This window comes from Streptomyces desertarenae, from assembly GCF_042681365.1.
Taxonomy (GTDB): Bacteria; Actinomycetota; Actinomycetes; order Streptomycetales; family Streptomycetaceae; genus Streptomyces; species Streptomyces desertarenae.
The window spans coordinates 517,313-532,856 of sequence record NZ_JBHUFU010000001.1 but is presented as its reverse complement, the minus strand read 5'-3'; the positions used below and the strand labels follow the sequence as shown (position 1 = coordinate 532,856).

General features: G+C 74.4%; 13 protein-coding genes. 9 read left to right on the top strand and 4 right to left on the bottom strand.

The genetic code is table 11. The annotated features are described in order from the left end of the window. Positions 1-183: 183 nt before the first annotated feature. From ACFSJS_RS02315 to ACFSJS_RS02300, 4 genes are all read left to right on the top strand, one after another. Positions 184-822 (top strand): hypothetical protein, encoded by a 639-nt coding sequence (locus ACFSJS_RS02315; RefSeq protein WP_380896084.1) that lies wholly within the window; start codon positions 184-186, stop codon positions 820-822. Between the two features lie 215 nt (positions 823-1,037). Beyond that, positions 1,038-2,891, top strand: coding sequence for an ABC-F family ATP-binding cassette domain-containing protein (locus tag ACFSJS_RS02310; RefSeq protein WP_380896082.1), 1,854 nt, complete (start codon positions 1,038-1,040; stop codon positions 2,889-2,891). A 270-nt stretch (positions 2,892-3,161) separates the two neighbouring features. Then, positions 3,162-5,012: an outer membrane protein assembly factor BamB family protein gene (locus ACFSJS_RS02305; RefSeq protein ID WP_380896080.1), complete on the top strand. Its 1,851-nt coding sequence runs from the start codon at positions 3,162-3,164 to the stop codon at positions 5,010-5,012. 286 nt (positions 5,013-5,298) lie between these two features. Next, complete coding sequence (locus ACFSJS_RS02300; protein WP_380896078.1) at positions 5,299-6,009, top strand: response regulator transcription factor; 711 nt, start codon at positions 5,299-5,301, stop codon at positions 6,007-6,009. An 85-nt stretch (positions 6,010-6,094) separates the two neighbouring features. Here ACFSJS_RS02300 and ACFSJS_RS02295 read toward each other — a convergent pair whose 3' ends face one another. Both ACFSJS_RS02295 and ACFSJS_RS02290 read right to left on the bottom strand, forming a co-directional pair. Next, complete coding sequence (locus ACFSJS_RS02295; protein ID WP_380896076.1) at positions 6,095-6,487, bottom strand: hypothetical protein; 393 nt, start codon at positions 6,485-6,487, stop codon at positions 6,095-6,097. Positions 6,488-6,521: 34 nt separating this feature from the next. Then, positions 6,522-8,192 carry a sodium:solute symporter family protein gene (locus ACFSJS_RS02290; RefSeq protein ID WP_380896769.1) on the bottom strand — a complete coding sequence of 557 codons (1,671 nt, stop codon included), beginning with the start codon at positions 8,190-8,192 and terminating at the stop codon, positions 6,522-6,524. Positions 8,193-8,308: 116 nt separating this feature from the next. On the opposite strand from ACFSJS_RS02290, the gene galT reads away from it, so the two are divergent. From galT to ACFSJS_RS02270, 4 genes are all read left to right on the top strand, one after another. Continuing rightward, positions 8,309-9,424 carry a galactose-1-phosphate uridylyltransferase gene (gene galT / locus ACFSJS_RS02285; RefSeq protein WP_380896074.1) on the top strand — a complete coding sequence of 372 codons (1,116 nt, stop codon included), beginning with the start codon at positions 8,309-8,311 and terminating at the stop codon, positions 9,422-9,424. Further along, the gene (gene galE, locus ACFSJS_RS02280; RefSeq protein ID WP_380896072.1) at positions 9,421-10,422 is read left to right on the top strand and encodes a UDP-glucose 4-epimerase GalE; all 1,002 of its coding nucleotides are present in this window, start codon (positions 9,421-9,423) and stop codon (positions 10,420-10,422) included. The genes galT and galE overlap by 4 nt, the downstream gene beginning before the upstream one ends. Beyond that, positions 10,419-11,621 (top strand): galactokinase, encoded by a 1,203-nt coding sequence (gene galK, locus ACFSJS_RS02275; protein WP_380896070.1) that lies wholly within the window; start codon positions 10,419-10,421, stop codon positions 11,619-11,621. Before galE ends, galK begins: the two co-directional genes overlap by 4 nt. Positions 11,622-11,923: 302 nt before the next feature. Further along, complete coding sequence (locus tag ACFSJS_RS02270; protein ID WP_380896068.1) at positions 11,924-12,688, top strand: response regulator transcription factor; 765 nt, start codon at positions 11,924-11,926, stop codon at positions 12,686-12,688. Positions 12,689-12,765: 77 nt separating this feature from the next. Here the strand turns inward: ACFSJS_RS02270 and ACFSJS_RS02265 are convergent, their stop codons facing one another. Next, complete coding sequence (locus ACFSJS_RS02265) at positions 12,766-13,272, bottom strand: MarR family winged helix-turn-helix transcriptional regulator (RefSeq protein ID WP_380896066.1); 507 nt, start codon at positions 13,270-13,272, stop codon at positions 12,766-12,768. Between the two features lie 73 nt (positions 13,273-13,345). Between ACFSJS_RS02265 and ACFSJS_RS02260 the strand changes: the two genes are divergently transcribed. Beyond that, complete coding sequence (locus ACFSJS_RS02260; RefSeq protein WP_380896064.1) at positions 13,346-14,170, top strand: methyltransferase domain-containing protein; 825 nt, start codon at positions 13,346-13,348, stop codon at positions 14,168-14,170. 163 nt (positions 14,171-14,333) lie between these two features. On the opposite strand, the gene ACFSJS_RS02255 is transcribed toward ACFSJS_RS02260, so the two are convergent. Continuing rightward, complete coding sequence (locus ACFSJS_RS02255; RefSeq protein ID WP_380896062.1) at positions 14,334-15,539, bottom strand: L,D-transpeptidase; 1,206 nt, start codon at positions 15,537-15,539, stop codon at positions 14,334-14,336. Positions 15,540-15,544 lie beyond the last annotated feature (5 nt).

Below are 15,544 nucleotides of genomic sequence, written 5' to 3'. Positions count from 1 at the left end.
TGCCGTGGCACCGGCCCGCCGCGCCGCGGCCGCGCCGGCGGGACGGGGCCGCGGTGATCGCGTGCGCGGACTCCGTGTGACGAACATCTCCCCGAAGCCGTCGCGGAACGATACGGTACGGCCCCGATACGTAAGGCCGACGCCGCCGGACCACGCGGCTTCGGAAGGAGGGGGGACCGTCCCGTGCCCACTGACTACGCGTGCCAGGCGGCAGCCGAACAGGCAGCCCGAGGCATCGCGCCCGTACGGGCGCATCTGGTGCCCACCCGGCGGAGCGCTCCGCAGCAGGAGGAGGTCTCGGTCGTCATCCGCTCCTTCCTGGGGTCGGACGGCCCCGCGAGGCCGCCGGCCGGCGACGCCCCGCCCCGCGTCGAACCCGTCGACCCCTACACCGGTGCCGCCGTGCTCCTGGGCTTCCTCGACGGGCTGCGGGCCGACCTGGGCGGCGCCCTGGTCGACTGGTACTCGTCCGTCCCCGCCGACCTCCCCCTCACCCTGGGGGCACCGGGCGCCGAGCGGCCGGGCCGGCCGCCGGCCCGCGTGCCCAACGGCTGGCAGACCCTGTCCGACCTCCAGGCCAGCGCCCAGGACGTGCTGACCGTCCTGTCGAGCCGCCCCGGCGGCCAGGTCGGTCCCGCCGAGCTGAGCTGGCGGCTGGCCCTGCTGGAGGACGTCTTCGCCGGGGCCCTGCGCCGCATGGGCGTCCCGGACGGGACCTCGGCGGAGTGCGCCGCGCAGCTGGCGGGCGCCGCCGGCTCGCTGTTCGGCCTCAACCGGCCGACCCCCCGCTCGGCCCCGGAACGGCAGGGGCCGTCGTACTGAACCGGCGCGGGCCGGCCCGCACCCGCCCGCCGGCGGCCCTGCCGGAGGCGGGCGGGGAGGCGGGGCCGCTCCGGGGCGCGCCCGCGGCGGCCGTGCGGCCGGCCCGTGCCGGGGACGGGCATGAGTACCGGTCCCCGGGCGGCGACTAGGCTGGTGAACCGACCAGCCCACCCGAGACCACACCAGCCCGGCGCGCGCCGGGCAGCGGGAGCCCCATGGCCACGAACCTCGTCAATCTGGAAGCCGTCGGCAAGGTGTACGGCACGCGTACGCTGCTCGACGGCATCTCCCTCGGCGTCGGCGAAGGGGACCGGATCGGCGTCGTCGGGCGCAACGGCGACGGCAAGACCACCCTGGTGCGCATCCTGGCGAAGCTGGAGCCCGCCGACACCGGACGGGTCACCCACGCGGGCGGGCTGCGGCTGGGCGTGCTCACCCAGCACGACTCGCTCGACCCGTCCGCCACCGTCCGCCACGAGGTCGTCGGCGACATGGCCGACCACGAGTGGGCCGGGGACGCCCGCGTCCGCGACATCCTCACCGGCCTCTTCGGCGGCCTGGACCTGCCCGGTTTCCCGCAGGGCCTGGACACCGTCATCGGGCCGCTCTCCGGCGGCGAGCGCCGGCGCATCGCGCTGGCCAAGCTGCTCATCGCCGAGCAGGACCTGATCGTGCTGGACGAGCCCACCAACCACCTCGACGTCGAGGGCATCGCCTGGCTGGCGGAGCACCTGGGGGCGCGCCGCTCGGCGCTGGTCTGCGTCACCCACGACCGCTGGTTCCTGGACCAGGTGTGCACCCGCATGTGGGACGTGCAGCGCGGCACGGTGCACGAGTACGAGGGCGGCTACAGCGACTACGTCTTCGCCCGCGCCGAGCGCGAGCGCATCGCCGCCACCGAGGAGGCCAAGCGGCAGAACCTGGTCCGCAAGGAGCTGGCCTGGCTGCGGCGCGGCGCCCCCGCCCGCACCAGCAAGCCGCGCTTCCGGGTCGAGACCGCCAACGCGCTGATCGCCGACGTGCCGCCGCCGCGCGACGCCGCCGAGTTGATGAGGTTCGCGAACTCGCGGCTGGGCAAGACCGTCCTGGACCTGGAGGACGTGACGGTCCAGGCCGGCCCCAAGGTGCTGCTCAAGCACCTCACCTGGCAGCTCGGCCCCGGCGACCGCATCGCACTGGTCGGCGTCAACGGCGCCGGCAAGACCTCCCTGCTGCGGGCCATGGCGGACGCGGTGTACAGCGGCGGCGAGCGGCAGCCCGCGGGCGGGCGGATCGGGGTCGGCAGGACGGTGCGGCTGGCGTACCTCTCCCAGGAGGTCGCCGAACTCGACCCCGCCTGGCGGGTACTGGAGGCCGTCGAGCAGGTGCGCTCCCGCGTGGACCTGGGCAAGGGGCGCGAGATGAGCGCCTCCCAGCTGTGCGAGCGCTTCGGCTTCGGCAAGGAGAAGCAGTGGACGCCCGTCGGCGACCTGTCGGGCGGCGAGCGGCGCAGGCTCCAGCTGCTGCGGCTGCTGATGGACGAGCCCAACGTGCTGTTCATGGACGAGCCGACCAACGACCTGGACATCGAGACCCTGACCCAGCTCGAGGACCTGCTCGACGGCTGGCCCGGTTCGCTGGTCGTCATCTCCCACGACCGCTACTTCGTCGAGCGGACCACGGACCGGGTGTACGCGCTGCTGGGCGACGGCACGCTGCGGATGCTGCCGCGCGGCGTCGACGAGTACCTGGAGCGCCGCGAGCGGATGCGGCAGGCCGGCGCTCCCGCCGCGCCGGCGCCCCGGGCCGCGGCGGAGGCGGCCGGGGCGGGAGGCTCCGGCGCGCCGGCGGGCTCCGCCGGGACGGCGGCCAAGCCCGCGGCGCTCTCGCGGGCGGCGCAGAAGGAACTCCAGCGCATCGAGCGCAGGCTGGAGCGCATCGGCGAGCGGGAGGCGGCGCTGCACGCCGAGATGGCCGAGCACGCCACCGACTTCGAGAAGGTCGCCGGTCTCGACGCCGAGCTGCGCGAACTGGCCGGTGAGCGCGACGAGTTGGAGACGCGCTGGCTGGAACTGGCCGAGGAGGGCTGACGGCGGCGCGGCCGGGACCGCGGCCGCGGGGGCGGACGGCGGCGGACGGGCGGCGGTAACGGCGGGATCGCGGGCCGGTCTCACCTGGCGAACCGGTCCGGAACCGCGGGACGCCCCGTCGGTGTCCGGTGATAGAAAGAGTGCCGTTCCCACCGTCGGTGCCACAGGCCGAGAACAGTCGAGAAGTGGCGGACCATGTCCGATTCGCTCTGCCCTACGGGGGTTTGAGGGGCTGGGCAACCGGTCCGCGCGTGAATGAGGAAACCCACCATGTCGCAGCCGCCACCGCCTCCCAGTCAGCCGCCGTCGGACGGCGGCGCCCCGCAGGAACCGCCGGCGTCCGGTGGGCCGGAGCAGCAGGACCGGCCCGACGGGGCCGCACAGCAGGAGCGGCGGAGCCAGGCGGAGCAGCCGACCCAGCCCTCGCTGAGCAAGACCCCGCCCCCGCCCGGCCAGCCGCCGGCAGGCGGTTTCGGCGCCCCGCAGGACCCGCCGCCCCCCTACGGCTACCCGCAGCAGCCTCCGGCGCCGGCGGGTCAGCCTCCCGCGTACGGGCAGCCGCCGACCTACGGCTACCCGCAGCAGCCTCCGGGGCCGGCGGGTCAGCCTCCCGCGTATGGGCAGCCGCCCCCTTACGGCTACCCGCAGCAGCCGGGCCGGCCCTCCCCGTACGGGCAGCCGCCGTACAACCAGCCGCCGTACGGCCAGTACCCGACGCAGCCCATGCCCGCCGGCGGCAGCGGCGGCGGGAACAAGCTGATGATCGTCATCGCGGCGGTCGTCGCGGTCCTGCTGGTGGCCGGGGGCGGCATATGGCTCCTGACGAGCCAGGGCGGTGAGGGGGACCAGGCCAAGGACGGCGGCGCCAGCAGCGGCTCGGCGAACGGCGGTTCCGGCGACGGCGGGTCCGGCGGCACCGGCGGCACGGGGGAGGTCATCGACGCCGAGCTCGCCTGGGAGGTCGGGGCCCCCGAGGTCGACAAGGACGACATCCTCACCGAGGTGCCCGGCACCTGGTTCGTCGGCAACACCGTCGTCAAGACGACGACGACCTCCACCACGGCCTACGACGTGGAGACCGGCAAGGAGGCGTGGTCCATCGAGATGCCCCGCCCCAAGAGCTGCACGGCGCCCTACGAGATGTCGGGCGACAAGACGGTGGTGCAGTACGGCCGGCGGTGCGAGTTCATCATGGGCATCGACCTCGCCGGCGGCAAGGAGCTGTGGAAGAAGGAGCTGCCCGCCAGGCGCGACAGCGCCACGGAGTTCGACTTCACGGAGATGGCCGTCAGCGGCAACACGGCCGCCGTCTCCTGGATCGGCAACGCGGTCGGCTACGACCTGACCACCGGCAAGGAGCTGTGGCAGCAGGAGGAGAACTCCGACTGCGACGACCGCGGCTACGCGGGCGGCGCGCAGATCGTGGCCAAGATCGAGTGCGGGTTCGGCGGTCTGCAGAAGGTCCAGGGAGTGGGCGAGGGCGGCAGGAAGACCTGGGAGTGGGAGGCGCCCAAGGGGATCGACATCCGCAAGGTGCTCTCCACCGACCCGGTGGTGCTCGGCGTCAACGCGGGCGGTGAGTCCAGCATCGACATCACCGACCTGATGGTCCTCTCCAAGGACGGCAAGCTCCAGCGCAAGATCTCCATCACCAAGGAGCGGCACAACCTGGGGTGCCGCGGCATCTCGCTCGCCAACTGCCCCGGCACGGTGGTGGACGGCAACACCCTGTACATGACCTCGCAGCCCCACCAGGGCGACGCGGAGTACGGCCGCACCAACGAGATCATCGCCTTCGACCTCGCCACCGGGAAGCCGAAGTGGCTGGGGGAGCCCAGCGACGGGGGCCAGATCGCCCCGATCACCGTGGAGAACGGCTCGCTGATCGCGTACGAGCTGCCCGACTACGAGGAGCCGGGCCAGGTCGTCGTCCTCGACCCGAAGACGGGCAAGCCCTCCCCGCGGATGAAGATGCCCAGGGACGGCCTGAAGGACGAGTACGACATGGCCACCGGCACGGACGTGGTCCCGTACTGGAAGGGCAACCGGCTCTTCCTGGTGAACCACAAGTTCTACGCCCGCGCCGGCCTGAGCAACAAGGCGATCGTGGTCTACGGCTGACCGGAGCCGACGCACCCGCGGCACCCCGGGCACCCCTCCGCCGGGCTCCGGCCCGTTCCGGGGTTCCGGGAGCCGCCGTCGCCGGCGCGGTCCACGGCCCCGCGCTCCTTCCGGGAGCGCGGGGCCGTTCACGTCCCCGGCGCCGCTCCCGGGGGATGGCGGAGTTCTTGCCGGAGGGGAGGCGCCGTGCCGGGGGAGCGTGTAGCTTCCGGGGGCATGGCGGGGCCGGGCCGGGGCGGGGTGGCACGGAGTCCGGTCCGCGGCGGAACGGACGACAGGGGTGCGGATGACCGTGCGGCTCATGGTGGTCGACGACCACCGCCTGCACGCCGAGGCGCTCGCCTCGGCGCTGAGGTTGCGCGGGCACCGGGTGCTCGCCGCCGCCGCGCCGGCCGCGGGGGCGGCGGAGCTGGTGATCGGCAGGGCGCCCGAGGTGTGCCTGTGGGGGACGGCGGCGCCCGCCGAACCGGGCGTGTTCGACCCGGTGGCACGGATCAAGCGGGAGAGGCCGCAGGTCGCGGTGGTGGTGCTGGGCCCGGTGCCCAGTCCGCGCGGCATCGCGGCGGCGTTCGCGGCGGGCGCGTCGGGCTACGTGCGGCACGACGAGCGGATCGAGGGCGTCGAGCGCGGCATGGTCAGGGCGCGCGCCGGGGAGACGGCGGTGGCGCCGCCGCTGCTCCAGGGCGCGTTCGCGGAACTGCTCGACCCGAAGGCGGAACCGGACGACGAGGGCGTCCGGCTGCTGCGGCTGCTCACCCCGCGGGAGGTGGAGGTACTGGTGCGGGTGGCGGAGGGGGAGGACACGCGGCGGATCGCGGCCGGCATGGGGATAGCCCCCAGCACGGCCCGTACGCACGTGCAGCGGGTGCTGAAGAAGCTCGGGGTGGTCTCGCGCCTGGAGGCCGCGGCGCTCGCGGCCCGCACCGGGCTGCTGGACCGGGCCGCCCGGTCGGGGACCGGGGGACCGGAGGAAGGAGCGGGCGCGGGCAGGGGCTGAGGAACCGGCCGCCGGGTGCCTCCGCGCGCCCGCGCCCCGCGCCGGCCGCGGAGGGCCGGCGCGGGACCGGAGCGGGCCGGGCGGCTCACGGGCCGCCGGGCGCCTCCGCCCCGGGGCCGTCCCCCGGCTCCCGCCGCGGCGGCGGCGGAACGGTGGGGCTCAGCCGCAGCCAGAGCAGGAACAGCAGGCCGAGCGCGAGCATCGACAGCCCGGTCCAGAGGTTGATGTTGATGTCCTGGGCCTTCCTCAGGTCCTCGTCGGAGACGAAGACCCCGGCGAGGGTGACCAGGACGCCGTAGACCACGAAGAGCACGCCGATGACGCGGCGGATGTCGAACAGCCGGGCGGCGCTGACCGAGCGCCCCTCCAGTTCGATCTCCTCCGCCCGCCAGTCCCCGCCCGGGGATCCGGGCGCTTCGGCCTCGTGGGAGCCGTGCGGGTCGCGCGGCCCGGTCGGGTCGTTCTTGCCGTTCGTCACGGGGATCACATCCTTCGCTGTGCGGTGCGGGCGCTCAGAAGGAGAACGGGATGTAGCACAGGGCGGCGAGCACGAGCGCGCCCCAGCCCAGCAGCGCGGGCCTGCGGTACCACGCCTCGTCGCCCGCCGCCGCCGGCTCCGCCAGGCCGGGGGCCCGGGTGCCGTACACCAGCCCGGCCAGCTGCTCGACGGGCTTCGGCCGGGTGACGAGGGTGACGATGACGACGACCACGGCGCCGACGACGAAGGCGATGATGGCGGAGACGAAGTTGGCGCCCTGGTCGGAGGGGATGTCGATCAGGCCGGCCCGGTAGAACCCGAAGTAGTTGATCATCGCCGCGACCGTGCCCGCCAGCAGCCCCCAGAAGCCGGCGGCGGGCGTCATCCGCTTCCAGAACATGCCGATGATGAAGACGGTGAACAGCGGCACGTTGAAGAAGGAGAACAGCGTCTGGAGGTAGTTCATGATGTTGCTGAACGTCGCCGCGATGAACGCCGTCCCCATGCCCAGCAGCACGCCGACCGCGGTGACGACCCGCGCGGTGGCGACGTAGTACCCGTCCGGGCGGCCCTTGACCAGGTAGGGGCGCCAGATGTCGTTGGTGAACACGGTGTTGAAGGCCGAGACGTTGGCCGCCATGCCCGCCATGAAGGCGGCCAGCAGGCCGGTCACCGCGATGCCCAGCACACCGTTGGGCAGCAGGTCGCGCATCAGCAGCGGGATGGCGTCGTTGTACTCCAGGCCGTCCCCCCTGCCGATGTCCGGCGCCACCACCAGCGCGATCAGTCCGGGGATGACGACGATGGCCGGGATGAAGATCTTCGGGAAGGCGGCGATCAGCGGGGTGCGCTGCGCGGCCGAGAGGTTCTTGGCTGACAGGGCGCGCTGCACCTCGGCGAAGTTGGTCGTCCAGTAGCCGAAGCTCAGGGCGAAGCCGAGGCCGAGGACGATGGTGAGCCAGTTGGCGCCCAGCGGGTTGTCGGAGCCGATGCCGGTACCGCCCCAGGCGGACATGAAGTTCTCCCCCCTGGACCCGGTGAGGGAGTCGTACAGCCCGCTCCAGCCGCCGACCCGCGACAGGCCCACGACCGTCAGCGGGATCAGGCCGGCCAGGATCACGAAGAACTGCACGACCTCGTTGTAGATGGCCGAGGAGAGGCCGCCCAGGGTGATGTAGAGCAGCACGAACAGGCCGGCGACGACGATGGAGACCCACTGCGGCCAGCCCAGCAGCGCCTCCAGGACGATGGCCAGCGCGTAGAGGTTCACCCCCGCGATCAGCACCGAGGCGGCCGAGAAGAGGACGCCGCTGAGCAGGTGCGAGGACGGGCCGAAGCGGTGCAGCAGGAACTCGGGCACCGAGCGCACCCGCGACCCGTAGTAGAAGGGCATCATCACCAGGCCGAGGAAGACCATGGCGGGGATGGCGCCCACCCAGTACCAGTGCACGGTGTAGGCGCCGTACTGCGCGCCGTTGGCGGCCATGCCCAGGATCTCCAGGGCGCCGAGGTTGGCCGCGACGAAGGCGAGACCGGTCACCCAGGCGGGCAGGGCGCGGCCGGAGAGGAAGAAGTCGAGGCTGGTCTTGACGCTGCGCCGGGCCGCGAACCCGACCCCCAGGACGACCAGGAAGTAGATGGCGAGGATCGCGTAGTCGAGTGCGTTCGTGGGGAGCCGGAGATCCTGGGCCAGTTGTTGGGGCATGAGCACGTCGCCTCCATGGCGTGACGGGGCCGTGTGGGGGAACCCCTTGACGTCAATGTTCACTCATGGTTTTTTATGTTCGATTATGTTTGGGTCGCAGTATAGGGAGACCTCAGGTGCAGAAGACCTCGACCCGCCTCGCCGACGGCCGTGAACTCGTGTACTACGACCTCGGTGACGCCGCGGGGCGCGACGCCGCCGACCGGCGCCCCCTGGACGCCGTCGCCACGGCGTCGGAGATCCGCCACGACCCGCTGCTCGACGAGTGGGTCGCCGTCACCGCGCACCGCCAGGCCCGTACGTACCACCCGCCACAGGATGAATGCCCCCTCTGCCCGTCCCGGAACGGCCGGATGACGGAGATCCCCGCCGAGGACTACCAGGTGGCCGTCTTCGAGAACCGCTTCCCCTCCCTGGCGGGCCCGCCGGGGCCGGCGGACGCCGAGGACCCCGGCGGCCTCTTCCTGCGCGCCCCCGGCGCCGGCCGCTGCGAGGTGGTCTGCTTCACCTCCGACCACGACGCCTCCTTCGCGGACCTCACCGAGGAGCGGGCCGGACTGGTGCTGGACGCCTGGACCGACCGCACCGCCGAGCTGTCGGCGCTGCCCGGGGTGCGGCAGGTGTACTGCTTCGAGAACCGGGGCCGGGAGATCGGCGTCACCCTCGGCCACCCCCACGGCCAGATCTACGCCTACCCCTTCACCACCCCGCGCACCGAGCGGATGCTGCGCGCGGCCGCCGGCCACCGCGAGCGCACGGGCGGCAACCTCTTCGACGACCTCGTCGCCGCCGAGCGCGCCGACGGGCGGCGGGTGGTGCTGGAGACCGGGCACTGGACCGCCTTCGTGCCGCACGCCGCGCGCTGGCCCTACGAGGTGCACCTGTACCCCCGGCGGCGGGTGCCGGACCTGACGGAGCTGGACGCCGGCGCCCGCGCGGAGTTCCCCGGGGTCTACCTGGAGCTGCTGCGGCGCTTCGACAGGATCTTCGGACCGGACGAACCGCCGACGCCGTACATCTCCGGCTGGCACCAGGCGCCCTCGGGGACGGAGGGGGGCAAGGGCCGGCCGGAACGGTCGGACTTCGCTCTCCACCTGCAGATTTTCACTATCCGCCGCACGTCCGGCAAGCTGAAGTACCTGGCGGGTTCGGAGTCCGGCATGGGCGTGTTCATCAACGACGTGCCCCCGGAGGCCGCCGCGGAGAGACTACGAGAGGTGGCAAGTCAGTGAGCGGCACGTATCTGGTGACCGGCGGTGCCGGTTATGTCGGGAGCGTCGTGGCGGCGCACCTGCTGGAGGCGGGGCACCGGGTGACGGTCCTGGACGACCTGTCCACCGGCTTCCGGGAGGGCGTGCCCGAGGGCGCAGAGTTCATCGAGGGGCGCATCCAGGACGCCGCGCGCTGGCTGGACGGTTCGTACGACGCCGTGCTGCACTTCGCCGCCAGCTCCCAGGTCGGCGAGTCCGTCACCCGTCCCGAGAAGTACTGGAACAACAACGTCGGCGGCACGATGGCGCTGCTGGACGCCATGCGCGAGGCGGGCGTGCGCACCCTGGTGTTCTCCTCCACCGCCGCCACCTACGGCGAGCCCGAGGAGGTGCCCATCCCGGAGGACGCGCTCACCGCGCCGACCAACCCCTACGGCGCCACCAAGCTCGCGGTGGACCACATGATCGCGAACGAGTGCGCGGCCCACGGGCTGGCCGCCGTCTCGCTGCGCTACTTCAACGTGGCCGGCGCCTACCGCAGCGCGAACGGCACCGTCCTGGGCGAGCGGCACGACCCCGAGTCGCACCTCATCCCCCTGGTGCTCCAGGTGGCCCTCGGGCAGCGGGAGGCGATCTCCGTCTACGGCGACGACTACCCCACGCCCGACGGCACCTGCGTGCGCGACTACATCCACGTCGCCGACCTGGCCGAGGCCCACCTGCTGGCCCTGGGGGCGGCCGAGGCGGGCGAGCACCTGGTGTGCAACCTCGGCAACGGCAGCGGCTTCTCCGTCCGCGAGGTGATCCGGACGGTCCGCGAGGTCACCGGCCACCCGATCCCCGAGACGGCCGCCCCGCGCCGCGGCGGGGACCCGGCGTTCCTGGTCGCCTCGGCGGAGCGGGCCAAGCGGCGGCTGGGCTGGCGGCCGTCCCGCGCCGAACTGAAGGACATCGTCGCCGACGCCTGGGCCTTCGCCCGGGAGCGGGCGGCGCGGAGCGAGTCCGGAGGCGGTTCGTGAGCGATCCGGCGGAGGCGGCGGAGGCCGCTCAGACGGCGGAGGCGGCCGACGGGTTCCGCGCGGTCCACGGCGGCGAACCCGCCGGGGTGTGGGCCGCGCCGGGCCGGGTCAACCTGATCGGCGAGCACACCGACTACAACGACGGCTTCGTGATGCCGCTGGCCCTGCCGCACACCGCCCGGGTGGCCGCGGCCCGCCGCGACGACGGGGCGCTGAACCTGTACTCGGCCGACGTCCCGGACGGCATGGTGCGGCTGGACACCGCCAAGCTCGCGCCGGGCGGCGGCGAGGGGTCCGCCGGCTGGGCCGCGTATCCGGCCGGCGTGGTGTGGGCGATGCGGGAGGAGGGGCTGCTGCCCGCCGACGGCGCGGGGGCCGACCTCTACGTCCGCAGCGACGTGCCCACCGGCGCCGGGCTCTCCTCCTCGGCCGCCCTGGAGGTCGCCACGGCCGTGGCGCTCGACGGCCTGTACGGCCTGGGGCTGTCCCCGGAGCGGATCGCCCTGCTGTGCCGCCGCGCCGAGAACGACTTCGCCGGCGTCCCCTGCGGGATCATGGACCAGATGGCCTCGGCCTGCTGCACCGCCGGGCACGCCCTGTACCTGGACACCCGCGACCTGAGCCACCGCCAGGTGCCGCTCGACCTGGCCGCCGAGGGGCTGCGGCTGCTGGTGGTGGACACCCGGGTCAAGCACGCGCTGGGCGACGGCGAGTACGCCCGCCGCCGGGCCGGCTGCGAGGCGGCGGCCGCCGCCCTGGGCGTGCGCGCCCTGCGCGACGTGCCCCACGAGGAGCTGGACCGGGCGCTGGCCCGGCTGTCCGACCCGGCCCTGCGGCCCCTGGCCCGGCACGTGATCACCGAGAACCGGCGCGTGCGGCGGGTCATCGACCTGCTCGACGCGGGCGACACCCGCGATGTCGGGCCGGTGCTGACCGAGGGGCACGCCTCGCTGCGCGACGACTTCGCCGTCTCCTGCCCCGAGCTGGACCTGGTGGTGGAGTCGGCGAACGCCGCGGGCGCGCTGGGCGCCCGGATGACCGGCGGCGGCTTCGGCGGCTCGGCGGTCGTCCTGGTGGAGGCGGCCGGCGCGGAGGCGGTCGGCGCGGCGGTCGCCGAGGCGTTCGCCGCCGCGGGCCACCGTCCGCCGCGGTTGTTCGAGGCGGTCCCCTCGACGGGGGCGCGCCGTCTGGAGGGCTGATCGCTTCCCGTCGGAAACGATCATTCGGCACCGCGGGGTGGAGCACATACCACGCCAGTGGTGTCCGAACGGGGCGCCGAGCCGGTCAGTTTTCCCCAACCCCCTTCCCGCACCGGACCCCCGCCGTACGCTGATGAGCAGCACCGGTGGGGGCCGGTGCGCATCAGGGGGCGAGACGGCCGGATGACGACGTCCGGCGCGGGCACCGGTGGTGCACGGCGGCGGCCGTGCGGCCGCGCCGGTCCCCGCACCGGGCGTCGCGCCGGCACGGGCGGCTCCTCCACCGGCGGCAGGGGGTGTGCGTGCAACGTATCCGGGTTCTCGTGGTGGACGACCACCGCATATTCGCCGAGTCGCTGGCCGCGGCGCTCGCGGTGGAGCAGGACGTGGACGTGGCCGCCGCGGGGAGCCTCCCCGCGGCCCTGCGCGCCCTGGAGCGGGCCGCCGCCGAGGGGCGCCGGTTCGACGTGCTGCTGGCCGACGCCGAGCTGGGCGGCATGGGGCCGGAGGTGCCGGACGCGGTGCGCCGGCCGGGGTTTCCCCGTGCGCCGGGTGCGGAGGAGCCGGCGGCGCCCGGCGGGATGCCGCTGGTGGCACGGGTCCACGCCGCCCACCCCGGCATCCGCACGGTCGTGCTCGCCGAACGCGACGATCCCGCCCGCGCGGCCGCGGCGCTCCAGGCCGGGGCGTCGGGCTGGGTGGCCAAGGACTGCTCGCTCTCCCGGCTGCTCCAGGTGGTCCGGGGCGTGCTGCGGGACGAGACGCACCTGCCGCCCGCCCTGCTGACCGAGGTGCTGCGCGAGCTGACGGCGGCCCGCCGGCACCGCACCGAGAGCGAGCGGCTGGTGGAGTCGCTGACCCCGCGCGAGCACGAGGTGCTGCGCTGCATGGTGGCCGGGCTGGGCCGCAAGGCCGTCGCCGAGCGGCTGTACCTGTCCCCGCACACCGTCCGCACCCACATGCAGAACGTGCTGGGCAAGCTGGGGGTGCACTCCACCCTGGCCGCGGTCGCGCTGGCCCGGCGGGCGGGGGTCTGCCCGGCGGACCTGGAGCACGTGACGACGTAGCGTCCGCAGCGGGACGCCGCGTCCGGCATGGCAGGTTCATGACATTCCAGTGGGCGGGCCGCTTCCCGCGCCGCCGCCTAGCCCTGCCGCCCGGAGAGGTTGTCGAAGGGGGCGGTGAGCTGCCGCAGCAGCCCCGCCAGTTCGTCGCGCCGGTCCGGGGAGAGGCGGGCGAGGATCGCCCTCTCCTGCTCCAGCAGTCCGGCCAGGGCCCGGTCGGCGTGGTCGCGGCCGGACTCCGTCAGCCGCACCAGGACGCCCCGCCGGTCGCTGGGGTCGGGCAGCCGCTCCACGAGCCCCTTCTTCGCCAGCCTGTCGATCCGGTTGGTCATCGTCCCGGAGGTGACCAGGGTCTGGGTGAGCAGCTGGCCGGGGGAGAGCTGGTAGGGGGTGCCGGCCCGGCGCAGCGCGGTCAGCACGTCGAACTCCCAGGGCTCCAGCCCGTGCTCGGCGAACGCGATGCGGCGCGCCCGGTCGAGATGGCGGGCGAGCCTGCTGACGCGGCTGAGCACCTCCAGGGGCCCCACATCGAGATCGGGGCGCTCGCGGCGCCATGCTGCCACCAGTCGGTCGACCTCGTCCTGCATGCGACCAGTGTAGTGGTTCTGTCGATATGAAGTCTCTTGACATCAAGATAAAGAATGGGGGACCGTGTCCGCCATGACCACTCCGTCCGGCACCGGTGCCCCCGACTGGGACCCGGAGCAGTACCGCCGGCACGCCGGCCCCCGTCTGCGCCCGCTGCACGACCTGCTGGCCCGCATCCCCCCGCTCCTCTCGCCCCGGCCGCGCATCGCCGACCTGGGCTGCGGGCCCGGCGGGTCCTCCCTCCTGCTCGCCGAACGCCGGCCGGACGCGGAGATCACCGGCTACGACCTCTCCGAGGCCATGCTCGCCGAGGCCCGCGCCCACGCCGGCCCCACCGCGGGCGGCGGCCGCCTGGACTTCGCCCGCGCCGACATCGCCGCCTGGGAGCCGGAAGGGCCCTACGACCTGATCGTGTCCAACGCGGCCCTCCAGTGGGTGGAGGGGCACCGGGAGTGCTTCCCGCGGTGGGTCGGCGCCCTCCGCCCCGGCGGCGTCCTCGCCTTCCAGGTCCCCGGCAACGGCGGCGCCCCCAGCCACACCCTGCTCGCCCGGCTGCGGACCTCCCCGCGCTGGCGCGGCCGCCTGGGTGCCGGCGCCGTCCCCACCCCGGTGGCCGAGCCGGCCGAGTACGCCGCGGCCCTGGCGGACCTCGGCTGCGAGACGGACGTCTGGGAGACCACCTACGTCCACCTCCTCGCCGGCGAGGACCCGGTGCTGGAGTGGACCGCGGGCACCGTCCTGCGCCCGGTGCTCACCGCCCTCGGCGGCGACCGGGCCGCCCGCGACGCCTTCCTCGACGAGTACCGCGGGCTGCTGCGCGAGGCCTACCCGAAGGGCCCGCACGGCACCTGGTTCCCGTTCCGCCGGATCTTCGCGGTCGCCCGCAGGCCCGCCTGAGGCCCTGCGGGGCCGCCCGGCGGCCCCGCAGGCGCGCGGAAGCGGTGGCGGCGCCCCGCGCCGCCGCGGGCACCGAGGGGTGCTCGCGGCGGCCGTCCGCCGCTTCTGCGGTGTCACTCCTCCGGGTGATCTCCGGGGGGCCCGCCGGCCCGGGCGCGGCCCCTCAGGCACCGGTCCCGTTCAGGGCGCTGCCCTTGCGCCACTCGGCCCAGGGGAGGTTCCAGTCGCCCAGGCCGTTGCCGAAGACCGGCATCCTCTCCCCGTCCCCGCCCACGTACCGGACGATGTCGCCGGGGCGGACGGTCTCGAAGAACCAGCGGGCGTTGTCGGTGCTCATGCCCGTGCAGCCGTGGCTGACGTTCTCCCGGCCGTGGTACTCGGCCGACCAGGGTGCCGCGTGGACGAACTCGCCGCTGTCGGTGAGCTGCGTCGCCCACTGGACGGGCAGGTCGTAGGATTCCGGGCTCCCCTCGGGGATGCCGATGCTGGTGCCGGTCATCCGCACCGCGGCCTGCTTGCCGAGGACGACCTTGACGCCCTCGCGGGTGCGGAAGCCGGGTTTTCCGGTGGTGACCGGGACGGTCCGCACGACCTCGCCGTCCCGCCTGACCGTCATCAGCGTCTTCCCCATGTCGACGACGGCCTCGACGCGGTCCCCGGTGCGCAGGCGCACCGGTTCCACCTCGGCGCCGCGCAGCCCGTCCCGGATCCACAGGCCCTCCAGCTCGCCGCGCACCGTGACGGTGGCGTGCGCGGGCCAGTAGGTGCGCGGGCGGTAGTGCAGCGTCCTGTCGTCCATCCAGCGCCAGGAGCCCTCGACCGCGGGAGTGGCCTCCACCTTCAGGGCGCGCTCCACGATCGCGCGCTGCGCCCTGCTCCTGACCGCGTGGTCCAGCTCGGCCGTGATGGGCTGCCCGACGCCGTAGGTGCCGCTCTGCGGACCCAGGTCGACGGTGAGCTTCCTGTCGCCCTCGGCCGGGCGGGTGGTGAACTCGGCCGTGCGCCGGCCGGGGGCGCCGTCGTCCCGTTCGGTGCTGACGACGACGGTGTAGCGGGTGGCGCCGGCGGGCGGGGTGGCGCTGCGCCAGCGGGCCCCGTCGGCGGAGAGCTCGCCGGCCAGCCGGCGGCCCCGGGCGTCGACCGCGCGGACGCCCGTGATGCGGCTCCCGTCGCGGGCGGTGATCTCGAGGGGTTCGTCGGGGTCGGCCGCGCGGCCGCCCTCGCCGAGGCTGAGCGCCACGTGCGCGGTGGCGTCGTGGGGGGTGGCGTCCTGGAGGCTGTCGATGCTGTCGCAGGCGGCGGGTCCCACCGCGAGCGGCACGAGTACCAGGAAGCAGATCATTGCTGTCCTGCGTGATCCTCGACTCATGCTGC

Coding starts and splice junctions, on each gene's coding strand:
- ACFSJS_RS02305 (WP_380896080.1), top strand. CDS start 3,162: ATGTCGCAGCCGCCACCGCCTCCCAGTCAGCCGCCGTCGGACGGCGGC.
- ACFSJS_RS02290 (WP_380896769.1), bottom strand. CDS start 8,192: ATGCCCCAACAACTGGCCCAGGATCTCCGGCTCCCCACGAACGCACTC.
- ACFSJS_RS02265 (WP_380896066.1), bottom strand. CDS start 13,272: ATGCAGGACGAGGTCGACCGACTGGTGGCAGCATGGCGCCGCGAGCGC.
- ACFSJS_RS02260 (WP_380896064.1), top strand. CDS start 13,346: ATGACCACTCCGTCCGGCACCGGTGCCCCCGACTGGGACCCGGAGCAG.
- ACFSJS_RS02300 (WP_380896078.1), top strand. CDS start 5,299: ATGACCGTGCGGCTCATGGTGGTCGACGACCACCGCCTGCACGCCGAG.
- ACFSJS_RS02255 (WP_380896062.1), bottom strand. CDS start 15,539: ATGAGTCGAGGATCACGCAGGACAGCAATGATCTGCTTCCTGGTACTC.
- ACFSJS_RS02310 (WP_380896082.1), top strand. CDS start 1,038: ATGGCCACGAACCTCGTCAATCTGGAAGCCGTCGGCAAGGTGTACGGC.